The organism is Modestobacter sp. SYSU DS0875 (assembly GCF_054050915.1).
Genome location: NZ_JBJHAH010000004.1, coordinates 104,063 through 116,230, shown reverse-complemented (window position 1 = coordinate 116,230; position 12,168 = coordinate 104,063). Strand labels below are relative to the sequence as shown.

The 12,168-nt window shown below is 74.3% G+C and carries 12 protein-coding genes; 4 read left to right on the top strand and 8 right to left on the bottom strand.

Features of this window, described 5'->3' with window-relative positions; all coding sequences use genetic code 11:
* Positions 1 to 95: 95 nt before the first annotated feature.
* The 4 genes from sucD to ACI79Y_RS03505 all read right to left on the bottom strand — a co-directional run bounded on the left by sucD (position 96) and on the right by ACI79Y_RS03505 (position 3,740).
* Positions 96 to 974 carry a succinate--CoA ligase subunit alpha gene (gene sucD / locus ACI79Y_RS03520; protein ID WP_457084299.1) on the bottom strand — a complete coding sequence of 293 codons (879 nt, stop codon included), beginning with the start codon at positions 972 to 974 and terminating at the stop codon, positions 96 to 98.
* A 27-nt stretch (positions 975 to 1,001) separates the two neighbouring features.
* Positions 1,002 to 2,165, bottom strand: a complete 1,164-nt coding sequence (gene sucC / locus ACI79Y_RS03515) for an ADP-forming succinate--CoA ligase subunit beta (protein ID WP_457157137.1) — start codon at positions 2,163 to 2,165, stop codon at positions 1,002 to 1,004.
* Positions 2,166 to 2,251: 86 nt separating this feature from the next.
* A complete protein-coding gene (locus ACI79Y_RS03510) occupies positions 2,252 to 2,662 on the bottom strand; it encodes a cobalamin B12-binding domain-containing protein (protein WP_457157136.1) in 411 nt (136 codons plus the stop codon).
* Between the two features lie 34 nt (positions 2,663 to 2,696).
* Positions 2,697 to 3,740 carry a hypothetical protein gene (locus ACI79Y_RS03505; RefSeq protein ID WP_457157135.1) on the bottom strand — a complete coding sequence of 348 codons (1,044 nt, stop codon included), beginning with the start codon at positions 3,738 to 3,740 and terminating at the stop codon, positions 2,697 to 2,699.
* 150 nt (positions 3,741 to 3,890) lie between these two features.
* Between ACI79Y_RS03505 and ACI79Y_RS03500 the strand changes: the two genes are divergently transcribed.
* Together ACI79Y_RS03500 and ACI79Y_RS03495 are read left to right on the top strand one after the other, a co-directional pair.
* Complete coding sequence (locus ACI79Y_RS03500) at positions 3,891 to 4,802, top strand: esterase/lipase family protein (RefSeq protein ID WP_457157134.1); 912 nt, start codon at positions 3,891 to 3,893, stop codon at positions 4,800 to 4,802.
* A gap of 234 nt (positions 4,803 to 5,036) precedes the next feature.
* Positions 5,037 to 6,008: a M23 family metallopeptidase gene (locus tag ACI79Y_RS03495; RefSeq protein ID WP_457157133.1), complete on the top strand. Its 972-nt coding sequence runs from the start codon at positions 5,037 to 5,039 to the stop codon at positions 6,006 to 6,008.
* 9 nt (positions 6,009 to 6,017) lie between these two features.
* Here the strand turns inward: ACI79Y_RS03495 and ACI79Y_RS03490 are convergent, their stop codons facing one another.
* Together ACI79Y_RS03490 and pcrA are read right to left on the bottom strand one after the other, a co-directional pair.
* Positions 6,018 to 6,653 (bottom strand): class I SAM-dependent methyltransferase, encoded by a 636-nt coding sequence (locus tag ACI79Y_RS03490; RefSeq protein WP_457157132.1) that lies wholly within the window; start codon positions 6,651 to 6,653, stop codon positions 6,018 to 6,020.
* Positions 6,653 to 8,944, bottom strand: coding sequence for a DNA helicase PcrA (gene pcrA, locus ACI79Y_RS03485; RefSeq protein WP_457157131.1), 2,292 nt, complete (start codon positions 8,942 to 8,944; stop codon positions 6,653 to 6,655). Before pcrA ends, ACI79Y_RS03490 begins: the two co-directional genes overlap by 1 nt.
* Before the next feature lie 262 nt (positions 8,945 to 9,206).
* Between pcrA and ACI79Y_RS03480 the strand changes: the two genes are divergently transcribed.
* Both ACI79Y_RS03480 and ACI79Y_RS03475 read left to right on the top strand, forming a co-directional pair.
* Positions 9,207 to 9,494, top strand: a complete 288-nt coding sequence (locus ACI79Y_RS03480; protein ID WP_457157130.1) for a chorismate mutase — start codon at positions 9,207 to 9,209, stop codon at positions 9,492 to 9,494.
* A 63-nt stretch (positions 9,495 to 9,557) separates the two neighbouring features.
* Positions 9,558 to 10,292, top strand: coding sequence for a PIG-L deacetylase family protein (locus ACI79Y_RS03475; protein ID WP_457157186.1), 735 nt, complete (start codon positions 9,558 to 9,560; stop codon positions 10,290 to 10,292).
* Here the strand turns inward: ACI79Y_RS03475 and ACI79Y_RS03470 are convergent.
* Positions 10,289 to 10,954, bottom strand: coding sequence for a response regulator (locus ACI79Y_RS03470; RefSeq protein WP_457157129.1), 666 nt, complete (start codon positions 10,952 to 10,954; stop codon positions 10,289 to 10,291). The genes ACI79Y_RS03475 and ACI79Y_RS03470 overlap by 4 nt on opposite strands.
* Positions 10,951 to 12,162, bottom strand: a complete 1,212-nt coding sequence (locus ACI79Y_RS03465) for an ATP-binding protein (RefSeq protein WP_457157128.1) — start codon at positions 12,160 to 12,162, stop codon at positions 10,951 to 10,953. The genes ACI79Y_RS03470 and ACI79Y_RS03465 overlap by 4 nt, the downstream gene beginning before the upstream one ends.
* Positions 12,163 to 12,168 lie beyond the last annotated feature (6 nt).

Sequence of the window (12,168 nt, the reverse complement as noted above, 5' to 3'; positions counted from 1 at the left end):
GCTCGCGGCGGCGTCAGCCTCCGAGCACACGGGTCGGCTTCCGCCACCGCTCCGCTCCTCGGTCGCTGGCGCTCCCTGCGATGCTCGCGGCGGCGTCAGCCTCCGACGATCTCGCGCATCAGCCGCGCGGTCTCCGACGGGGTCTTGCCCACCCGGACGCCGGCGGCCTCGAGGGCCTCCTGCTTGGCCTGGGCGGTGCCGGCCGAACCGGAGACGATCGCACCGGCGTGGCCCATCGTCTTGCCCTCGGGCGCGGTGAAGCCGGCGACGTAGCCGACGACCGGCTTGGTGACGTTGGCCTTGATGAAGTCCGCGGCCCGCTCCTCTGCGTCGCCACCGATCTCGCCGATCATCACGATCGCCTCGGTCTCCGGGTCGTCCTGGAAGGCCTGGAGGCAGTCGATGTGCGTGGTGCCGATGACCGGGTCGCCGCCGATGCCGACGGCGGTGGAGAAGCCGATGTCCCGGAGCTCGTACATCATCTGGTAGGTCAGCGTGCCGCTCTTGCTGACCAGGCCGATCTTGCCGGCCTTGGTGATGTTGGCGGGGATGATCCCGGCGTTGGACCGCCCGGGGCTGATCAGGCCCGGGCAGTTCGGGCCGATGATCCGGGTCGTGCCGCCCTGGGCGTGGGCCCAGAAGTAGGTCGAGTCGTGCACCGGGATGCCCTCGGTGATCACGACGGCGAGCCCGATCTGGGCGTCGACGGCCTCGATGACGGCGTTCTTCGCGCCGGCCGGCGGCACGAAGATGACGCTGACGTCGGCGCCGGTCTCCTTCATGGCGTCGGAGACGCTGCCGAAGACGGGGACGCTGGCGCCGTCGAAGTCGACGGTCTCGCCGGCCTTCTTCGGGTTGACGCCACCGACGATGGCCGTGCCGGAGGCGAGCATGCGCTGCGTGTGCTTGCGCCCCTCGGAGCCGGTCATGCCCTGGACGATGACCTTGCTGTTCTCGGTGAGGAAGATCGACATCTCAGTTGTCCTGTTCGCAGCGGGGGGTCAGAGGGCGGCGAGCTCGGCGGCCCGGCGGGCGGCGCCGTCCATCGTGTCCACCACGGTCACCAGCGGGTGGTTGGCGTCGGCGAGGATCCGCCGGCCCTCCTCCACGTTGTTGCCGTCGAGCCGGACGACCAGCGGCTTGCTGGCCTCGTCGCCGAGCTGGCCCAGCGCCGCGACGATGCCGTTGGCGACGGCGTCGCAGGCGGTGATCCCGCCGAAGACGTTGACGAAGACGCTCTTCACGGCCGGGTCGGAGAGGATGATGCCCAGCCCGTTGGCCATGACCTCGGCCGAGGCGCCGCCACCGATGTCCAGGAAGTTCGCCGGGCGGACGCCGCCGAACTCCTCGCCGGCGTAGGCCACGACGTCCAGCGTGCTCATGACCAGGCCGGCACCGTTGCCGATGATGCCGACCTCGCCCTCGAGCTTGACGTAGTTGAGGTCCTTGGCCTTGGCCGCGGCCTCCAGCGGGTCGGCGGAGGCGGCGTCCTCGAGGGCCTCGTGCTCGGCGTGCCGGAAGCCGGCGTTCTCGTCGAGGGTCACCTTCGCGTCCAGCGCGAGGACGGTGCCGTCGGGCGCCTTGGCCAGCGGGTTGATCTCGACCAGGGTGGCGTCCTCCTTGCTGAAGACGTCCCACAGCTGCACCGCGATGGCGATGACCTGGTCGCGCACCTCGGCGGGGAACCCGGCGGCGTCGACGATCTCGGCGGCCTTCTGGGTGTCGACACCGACGGAGGCGTCGACGGGGACCCGGGCCAGCGCCTCGGGGCGCTCGACGGCGAGCTGCTCGATCTCCATGCCGCCCTCCTTCGAGGCCATGGCCAGGAAGGTGCGGTTGGACCGGTCGAGCAGGTAGGAGAAGTAGTACTCCTCGGCGATGTCGCTGGCCTGGGCGACCATCACGCGGTGGGTGATGTGACCCTTGATGTCCAGCCCGAGGATGTCCTGGGCGCGCGCCCTGGCGGTCTCGGGGTCGTCGGCGAGCTTCACGCCACCCGCCTTGCCCCGGCCGCCGACCTTCACCTGGGCCTTGACCACGACGGGCGCCGCGATCTCGCGGGCGATCGCCTCGGCCTGCTCGGGTGTCTCGGCTACGCCGCCGGGGAGCACGGGGACGCCGTGCGCGGCCAACAGGTCACGGGCCTGGTACTCGAAGAGATCCACGAACAGGCACCGTAGACCGCCGCCGCGGCCGCTGCTCACGCGCCCGGCCGCGAGTGCGGCGCGTCACCCCGATCGGGGTGGGTGCGTCAGGCCCCGGCGGGGGCGCCGACGTGCGCGCGCACCCAGCCGACGATCTCCTCGGTGCTGGCGCCGGGGGTGAACACGCGCGCCACGCCCAGGCGGGCCAGCGCGGGCAGGTCGGCCTCGGGGATGATCCCGCCACCGAAGACGACCACGTCGTCGACGCCGCGCTCGCGCAGCAGCTCGGCGAGTCGGGCGAAGAGCGTGAGGTGCGCACCGGAGAGCACGGAGAGGCCGACGGCGTCGGCGTCCTCCTGGACGACGGTCTCCACGATCTGCTCCGGGGTCTGGTGCAGCCCGGTGTAGACGACCTCCATGCCGGCGTCGCGCAGGGCGCGCGCGACCACCTTGGCGCCGCGGTCGTGCCCGTCCAGGCCGGGCTTGGCGATCACCACCCGGATGCGCTCGCTCGTCACGCCGTGGACTCTAGGGCCCCTGGCGTGTCCTGCGTCACTTCCGCGTGGTCGTCGCGCCGGTCCGCCAGCGCCAGGCGACGACGGTCAGCCCGACGAAGCCCAGGCCGACCAGCAGCAGGCCCACCCCGGGCACGGTCCACTCGACCTCCGGGCTCCGGGCGGCGTCCCGCATCCCGGCCAGCGCGGTGGCCAGCACGAACACGGACAGGGCCAGCAGACCGCCGACCGCGCCCAGCCGGGGGCGCAGCGACGGCGCGGTCACCGAGCACAGCAGGAGGGCGCCGGCGAGCAGCAGACCGCCGAGCAGCGCGAGCCCGGGCCGCTCCAGCAGCGCCTGCGGCCCCTCGACGGTCACCACCGTCTCCAGTCCGGTCACCGGGTCGGCCACCACCCGGTCGGGGACGTCGGCGGCGGGCAGCGCCAGGCAGAGCACCCCGACGACGCCGAGCACCACCGCCGACCCGGCCAGCACCGGCCGCACCGGGTCCAGCGTCCCGGCGTCCTCCATCACGGTGCGCCCCCACGCCACGAGGGCGACCCCACCGGCGAGCACGGTCAGGCCGAGGGCGACCAGGCCGAGGACCCATCCTGCGCCGGTCTCCACCGAACTGGTGAGCACGCGCTCACCGGCCAGCACCTCGATCGCCGGGCGGGCGGTGGAGCCGTGCCCCTGGTGCAGCTCGATCAGCAGCCGGCCGACCGCCAGCGCACCGCTCACCGCCGCATAGGCCAACCCCAGCCGCGGCACCCGCCCCAGCGTCAGCACCACCCCCACCAGCAGTGACACGAGCGGGCCGAGCAGCGCCACCAGGGCATCGAGCGGGCCGGTGACGAGGTCGATCGTGGTCCCGCCGACCGTCAGGTAGGTGGGGAAGACGCCGACGGCGCCGACCAGGCCGGCGAGGGCGAGGAGCACCCCGGCGACCCGGGCGAGCGGCGGGACCGTCCCGACGACCAGCGGGTCACCGGCAGGTCGGGCCGCCGGCCGGCGCGCCGGCCGGGCAGCACGGCTGGACGCCCGGCGGGGGCTCGGCCGGCCGGTCGTGGAACGGGCAGGCGCGCGGTCGCGGGCGGGCACGGTTCCCCCTCGGAGGTCACTGGGTCGGTCGTGTCGCATGGCAGTTGTGTGATGTCCGGCACACGGGGGCATTACGGTCCCCGAACCGAGCACACCACGAGTGCACGCGGCGCCCCCCGGCGCCGGGCCGGACGGGCGGAGGGAGACCAGGTGCACACCACCGACCCGCCCTCTCCCCCAGCGTGGCACGCCCGTGCGACCGGAGCCGGCACCGACGTACCGGACCGGACGGCGTCGGCCCGCTCCGGCCTGCGGTCACTGGTCAGCCCGATCACGCTCACCGGCGGCCTCACCGAGCTGGCCTGGGTCGGCGCCCACGCGCTGCTCTACCCGCTCGGCGCCCGCACCGAACGGGTGCGCACCGACGGCCGGTACCGTCCGGGCACCCAGCCCCCCGGGGTGCGCGCCCTGTTCGCCGACGACCCGCTGGCCGCCCGGATCCCGGTCGTCCTGGTGCACGGCCTGGTCGACAACCGGTCGGTCTTCGCGATCATGCGGCGCAGCCTGCGGCGGCGCGGCTTCGCCCAGGTCTGCTCCTGGAACTACGGCCCGCTGGTGCGGGACGTGGCCGGCGCGGCGGAGGCCCTGGGCCGGCACATCGAGCGGGTGTGCAGCGAGACCGGCCATGAACGGGTGCACGTGGTCGGGCACAGCCTGGGCGGGCTGATCGCCCGGTACCTGGTGCAGCGGCTGGGCGGCGACGCCCGGGTGGAGTCACTGGTCACCCTGGGCACCCCGCACGGCGGCTCGCGGTGGGCGCACGTGCTGCCGACCCCGCTGATCCGCCAGCTCCGGCCCGGGTCGCCCCTGCTGCGGGAGCTGGCCCGGCCCGCGCCGGGCTGCCGCACCCCCGTCACAGCCGTCTACAGCGACCTGGACCAGGTCGTCGTCCCCTCGGCCGCCGGCCGGTGCGAGCACCCCGACCTGCGGGTCCGGAACGTGCTGGTCCGCGGAGTGGGCCACATGTCCCTGCCGATCCACCGAGCCGTCGTCGACGAGGTCGCCGCGACGCTGGCCGGGCAGCGGAGCGCCGCCCCCGCCGACTCCCCCGTGGCCGCCTGAGGCGACGTCCCTGCGCCCCGGGTGGCGTGTGTCGTCACTCAGCGCACAGTGCTGCGACACGTGCCGTCAGGTCGTTGTCCGGCCCCCCGACCGTGGCTAGCGTCCGGAATGACATCGATGGGATTCCCCGGAGACGTCGACGCACAGCCTGTGCGCAGCCCGGTCGCCCTCCCCGGTGACCGGCGCCCGCCAGGCACCCCGGCTGCCCGGGGTGCCGCCCCCGGAAGGTGCCCGTTGACCCGACTGCGCGAGCTCGTGGGCCGGACCACGTCGGCGTCCGACGCCGACCTGGGCACCGAGGACGCCTGGGACGGCGACTGGACCCCGGGGCCGGACTGGGACGAGTCGGACTGGGACGGGAGCTGGGCCGAGCTCGACGACCTGGACAGCGCGCGGGAGGACGACGAGACCCCCCGGAACGACCAGGCCCCCCGGAACGACCAGGCCCCCCGGAACGACGAGGCCCCCCGGGACGACGCCGCCGAGGACCGGACCCGCGCGCCGCGCCGCCGGATCCGTGTCGCCCACCTCCGCCGTCCCCGGCTCCCCCGCCCGACCGTCGCCCGCCGCCCGCCGGGCCGTCGCGGACCGGTGCTGCTCGCCGTCGCCGTCGCCGGCGCACTCGGGGCGGCGCTGCTGGGCGGCACCACCGACACCGCGCCGGTGGCCTCCGGGCAGGACTACGGCCTGGGCGTCGAGGACGTCAGCTTCGCCGGCGGGGTCGACGTCGCCGCCGCGCGGGGGGAGATCAGCCAGGCCGAGGCTGCCGCGCGTCTGGGTGAGATCGCGGCGTCCCGAGCGGCACGCGAGCCCGACTTCGTGGTCCCGACCACCGGCCGGCTGACCACCTGCTACTGCATGCGCTGGGGCACCATGCACTGGGGCCTGGACCTGGCCGCACCGCTGGGCACCCCGATCTACTCGGCCGCCGACGGCGTGGTGCTGCGCGCCGGCCCGGCGTCGGGCTACGGCAACGCGGTCTACATCCAGGACGCCGACGGCAACGTGCACATCTACGGGCACATGCGCTACTACAGCGTCGAGGCCGGCGACGTCGTCTCCGCCGGCGAGCAGATCGCCAAGGTCGGCAACCAGGGGCAGTCGACCGGCCCCCACCTGCACTACGAGATCCACGTCGGCGGGATGAACGGCAAGCCCACCGACCCCGAGGACTGGCTGGCCGAGCGCGGGCTCTCCGTCCGCTGACCGCTGGGCTCAGCTGCCCGGCAGGCGCAGCAGGACCCACTGGTAGCGGTCGTCCCGCTCGCCACCGGCGGCCCACACCTCCGACCGCGCCACCTCGCCGTGCCGGCTCAGCAGCTCGACCAGCCGCCCGGGCGACCGGAAGCTGAAGAAGCGCGGCGGGTCGAACGCGTCGGAGGCCAGCGGTCCTTCCACGTCGGCACCGCACCAGACGCCGACGGCGAGCGGGGCACCCGGGCGCAGCACCCGGCCGATCTCGCCCAGTGCCTGGTCGAGCTCGGCGTCGGGGACGTGCAGCAGCGTGCTCATCGTCCAGCCGGCGTCGAGGCTCGCGTCCCCGAAAGGCAGGGCGCGCACCGGGGCCACGTGCGCATCGACCCCGGCCGCCCGGCACAGCGCGACGTGCTGGGGCGAGAGGTCGACGCCGGACACCTGGAGCCCCGCGTCCTGGAAGGCGGCTGCGTCCCGGCCCGGGCCGGTGCCCACCTCGAGCACCCGCCGCCGGCCCTCGGCCCGGAGCAGCGCGGTGAACTCTCGCCGGCGGCGCACCCGCTGGGGGTCGATCGGCCGGGTGCTCCGCCCGGCCGCGTCGCGGTCGTACCAGGCGGCGAGATCGGCCTCCCGCTCACCGCCCGGCACGTCGTCCACTACAGCTTGACCAGCGGGGCGTAGCGCAGCACGAGGCGCTTGGTGCCGCCGGAGCCGAAGTCGACCGTCGCCTGGGCCTTGTCCCCGGCGCCGTTGACCTCGACCACGGTGCCCAGCCCGAAGGCGTCGTGGCTGACCCGGTCGCCGACGTCGACGCTGATGACGGCGCGGTTGCCCGCCCCGCCACGCAGCCCGCCGGTGGACAGCCCGGTCGCGGCGACCCGCTGCTGGGCCGACGACAGCGGGGTGGACGGCGCCGGCTGCAGGTTGGCCCACTCCACGGTGTCGGCGGGCAGCTCGTCGAGGAACCGGGACGGCGGGTTGTAGGCCGGCTGCCCCCAGTTGGTGCGCACCGTGGCCCGGGAGAGGAACAGCCGCTGCTGGGCCCGGGTGATGCCCACGTAGGCCAGCCGGCGCTCCTCCTCCAGCTCCTTGGGGTCGCCGAGGGCGCGCAGGTGCGGGAAGACGCCGTCCTCCAGGCCGGTGAGGAAGACCACCGGGAACTCCAGGCCCTTCGCCGTGTGCAGGGTCATCAGCGTGACCACGCCCGCGTCGTCCCCGGTCACGGGGATCTGGTCGGCGTCGGCCACGAGCGACACCTGCTCCAGGAAGTCGGTGACCGTGCCGCCGGGCGAGGCGGCCTCGAACTCGGCGGCGACCGAGATGAGCTCGTTGAGGTTGTCGACCCGCCCCTCGTCCTGGGGGTCGGTGCTGGCCGACAGCTCGGCCAGGTACCCGGTGCGGTCGAGGATGCTCTCCAGCAGCGCAGCCGGGCCCGAGCCGGTCTCGACCAGCTGCTCGAACTCCTCCAGCAGCGCGACGAACTCCTGCAGCGCCTTGAGCGAGCGCGGGGCGAGCGTGGTGATCTCCGAGCAGCGGCGCAGCGCGGTGCCGAAGGCGATCCGCTCCCGGTCGGCGAACTGCTCGATGCAGGACTCGGCCTTGTCGCCGATCCCCCGCTTGGGCACGTTGATGATCCGGCGCAGGCTCACCACGTCGGCCGGGTTGGCGACGAGCTTGAGGTAGGCCAGCGCGTCGCGGACCTCCTTGCGCTCGTAGAAGCGCACCCCGCCGACGACCTTGTAGGGCATGCCCACCCGGATGAACACCTCCTCGAACACCCGGGAGGCGTTGTTGGTGCGGTAGAAGACCGCGATGTCGGCCGGCCGGGCCTTGCCCTCGTCGGTGAGCGCGTCGATCTGCTCGGCGACCCAGGCCGCCTCGTCGTGCTCGTTCTCGGCGACGTAGCCGGAGATCAGCTCGCCGTCGCCGGCGTCGGACCACAGGTTCTTCGGCCGACGGGAGGTGTTCTTCGCGATGACGGTGTTGGCGGCCCGGAGGATCCGCTGCGTGGAGCGGTAGTTCTGCTCCAGCACGATCGTCGTGGCGTCGGGGTAGTCGCGCTCGAACTCGTCGATGTTGCGGATCGTGGCCCCGCGGAAGGCGTAGATCGACTGGTCGGCGTCACCGACGACGCACAGCTCGGCCTGCGGCACCGGCCCGCCGGGGCCACCGGCCAGCTCCCGGACCAGCATGTACTGGGCGTGGTTGGTGTCCTGGTACTCGTCGACCAGCACGTGCCGGAACCGGCGGCGGTAGTGCTCGGCGACGTCCGGGAACGCCTGCAGCAGGTTGACGGTGGTCATGATCAGGTCGTCGAAGTCCATCGCGTGCGCCTCGCGCAGCCGCCGCTGGTAGAGCGCGTACGCCTCCTTGAGCACCTTCTCCGGCGCCGTCTGGGGGCTGAAGGACTCCTCGTCGACCAGCTCGTTCTTCAGGTTCGACACCTGGTTGGCCAGGCTCCGCCCCGGATAGCGCTTGGCGTCGAGGTCGAGGTCACGGGCGACCATCGTCATCAGGCGCACCGAGTCGCCCTGGTCGTAGATGGTGAACGAGCTCTTCATGCCGAGCTTGGCGGCCTCGGCGCGCAGGATGCGCACGCACATCGAGTGGAAGGTCGACACCCACATCGCCCGCGCACGGGGCCCCACGAGGGCCGCGACGCGCTCCTTCATCTCCCCGGCGGCCTTGTTGGTGAAGGTGATCGCCATGATCTCGCCCGGCTGCACCCCCCGGGCGCCGAGCAGGTAGGCGATCCGGTGGGTGAGCACCCGCGTCTTGCCCGAACCGGCCCCGGCCACGATGAGCAGCGGGCTGCCCTCGTGGACGACGGCGTCGCGCTGGGGGCCGTTCAGGCCGGCGAGCATCCGGTCGAGCTCCCGCCCGGTCTGGCCGGAGGTGGAGCGCGCGAGCGCGGCGGTGCCGGGGAGGGAGATCTGCGGGCTGCTCATGTCCCCGCCACTGTAAGCCGGACGGGTGACGGTCCCGGGCGCCGTGCACCGGGTGCGACGCGCGGGGCGGGTGGCGCGACGGACGTCGTCCGTGTCACACTCGCTCCGTGCTGCGCCACCGCGAGTTTTACTACGGCCACCGGGTTCCGGTGTCCGTCACCGCTGGCTGAGCAGCCACCGCACACGACGCCCCGGGCCCGATGGCCCCGGGGCGTTTCTCGTCTTGCGGGGTCCGACGGCCCTCCCCACCCCGGAGGACCCGATGAGCACCAGCCTCTCCCCCGTCACCGCCCAGCCGGCCGTTCCGGCCGACGACCGGATCGGCGCGCTACGCAGCGAGATCGATGCCTGCGACGCCCAGATCATCGAGCTGGTGCAGCGCCGGCTGGCGATCTCCCAGGAGATCGGGTCCCTGCGCACCGCCTCGGGCGGGATGCGGCTCAACCTCTCGCGTGAGCGCCAGGTGCTCGCCCGGTTCCGCAGCGCGCTCGGCCCCGACGGCGCCGCGCTCGGGATGATGCTGCTCCGCCAGGGCCGCGGCCGGCTCTGAGGGAGGACCCTCCTCGCGGGCTCGGGGCGAGCCTCGGGACGGGGCCTTAGGCTGCGGCGCGTGATGCCGCTGCCGACCGCCCCTGCCGAGCACGTCGAGCGCGCGCTGTGCGTGCTGGCCCACCCCGACGACGTCGACTTCGGCAGCGCCGGGACCGTCGCCACCTGGACCGCGGCGGGTACCGAGGTGACCTACTGCATGGTCACCGACGGCGACGCGGGCGGCTTCGACGACACCCCCCGGGACCGGATGGGCCCGCTGCGCCGGGAGGAGCAGACCGCCGCCGCGGCCGCGGTCGGGGTCAGCGACGTGCGTTTCCTCGGGTACCCCGACGGGCGGCTGGAGCCCACCCTGGAGCTGCGCCGGGACATCAGCCGGGTGATCCGCCAGGTCCGCCCGCAGCGCGTGCTGACCAGCTCGCCCGAGCGCTTCTGGGAGCGGATCGGCGCCAGCCACCCCGACCACATGACCGTCGGTGAGTCGACGCTGCGCGCGGTCTACCCCGACGCCCGCAACCCCTTCGCCTTCCCCGAGCTGCTGGCCGACGAGGGCCTGGACGCCTGGACGGTGTCCGAGGTGTGGCTGGGTGGCGGCCCGCGCTCGGACCACGCCGTCGACGTGACCGACGTGCTGGACCGCAAGCTCGCGGCGCTGCGCTCGCACGCCAGCCAGGTCTCCCACTGGCCCGAGGGTCAGCTGGAGGAGTTCCTGACCGGCTGGATGCGGGAGAACGCGCGCGCCCACGGCCTGCCCGAGGGCCGGCTCGCCGAGTCCTTCCAGGTGGTCCACACCGCCTAGAGCAGGCGGTTCGTCGCCGCCCAGCGGGTGAGCTCGTTGCGGTTGGACAGCTGCAGCTTGCGCAGCACGTTCGAGGCGTGCGACTCGACGGTCTTGACCGAGATGAACAGCCGCTGGCCGATCTCCCGGTAGGTGTAGCCGCGGGCCAGCAGCTGCATCACCTCCCGTTCCCGGGCCGAGAGCAGGTCCAGGCCGGGGTCGACGGCCGGGTCCTCGCCGGCGGGCGCCGCGACGGCGCCACCGGCGGCGAAGGCGTCGAGCACGAAACCCGCCAGCCGGGGGCTGAACACCACGTCGTCCTCGGCGACCCGGCGCACTGCGTCACGCAGCTCCGCGCCGGAGATGGTCTTGGTGACGTAGCCGCGGGCGCCGGCGCGGATGACCGCGATGACGTCCTCGGCGGCGTCGGAGACCGACAGGGCCAGCCAGCGGGTCTGCGGCAGCTCCGCGCGCAGCGCCTCCAGCACCGCCTGCCCGTTGCCGCCGGGCAGGTGCACGTCGAGCAGGACGACGTCGGGCGCCGCGGCGCGGATGCCGGAGATCGCGGCGGCCACGTCGGCGGCCTCACCGACGACCTCGACGTCGTCGCCGAGCTCGGTGCGGACCCCGGCCCGGACCATCGCGTGGTCGTCGACCAGGAAGACGCGGATCGGCGCGGTCACGCGGACACCCCCGCCTCACGCGGGAGACACAGCTCCACCTCGGTCCCCTCTCCTGGTGCCGAACGCACCGTCGCAGTTCCGTCGAGCCGGGTGAGCCGGCCCACCACCGAGTCGCGCAGGCCCCGGCGGTCCCCGGGCACCGCAGCGGGGTCGAAGCCGGTGCCACGGTCCCGCACGAAGACCGTCACCGTCGCCGGCGTCACCTCGGAGTAGAGCGACACCCGGGGAGCGCCCGAGTGCTTGGCGGCGTTCACCACCGCCTCCTTCGCGGCCTGTCCCAGCGCGGCGACCGCGTCGTCGACCGGCAGGTCGCCGACGACCACCGGGTCCACCGCGACGGCGTGGTCGGCCTCGACCTCGGCGACCAGCCGGGCGACCAGCCCGGCCCAGGTGCCGCCGGTGGCCACCGTCGGCTCGTACAGCCACGCGCGCAGCTCGCGCTCCTGGCTGCGGGCCAGCCGCCCGACCAGGGTCGGGTCCTCGGCGTGCCGCTGGATGAGCGCCAGGGTCTGCAGCACCGAGTCGTGCAGGTGCGCGGCGACCGCGGCGCGCTCCTCGGAGCGGATGCGGGCGGCCCGCTCGGTCGCCCGCTGGTCGAGCAGCCGGCGCCACAACGGGGCGGTCGCCAGCACCAGGCCGACCAGGATCACCACGGTGGCGGTGAAGCCGTTGCGTGCGTTGGCCAGCTGCCCGGTGGTGGCCAGCAGCAGCACCACCCCGACCACGCCGACGGCGACGCCGGCGGCCAGCGCCCAGCGGCTGGTGCGGCGGGACCGCGACGCGTCGGTGTCGGTCTGCCGCCAGATGACCGCCAGGCCGATCCCGGCCAGGGCCAGCGGCACGACGACGTCGTAGCCGCCGAAGGTGAGCAGCTGGGAGACCAGCCCGAAGGCGGCGAAGGAGAGCAGCGCCAGCAGGATGAGCTGCCGCCGGCTGGGGCGCTCGCCGATCACGGCGGCCGGGGCCCCGTCGTCGGACTCCTCGACGACGGGCATCGTCAGCCACAGCAGCGCGTACGCGACGACCCCGACCCCGGTGAAGGACAGCCCGGTGATGACGACGCGGACCACCAGCGGGTCCAGGCGCAGGTGCGCGGCCGTGCCCGCGGCGACCCCGGCGAGCAGCTGGCCGGAGGCCGGGCGCGCGAGCGGGGGCCGGGCGGCGCGGCCCACGGGGGGCCGGGCGGTCGGCGCCGTGCTGGTGGTCACGGATCG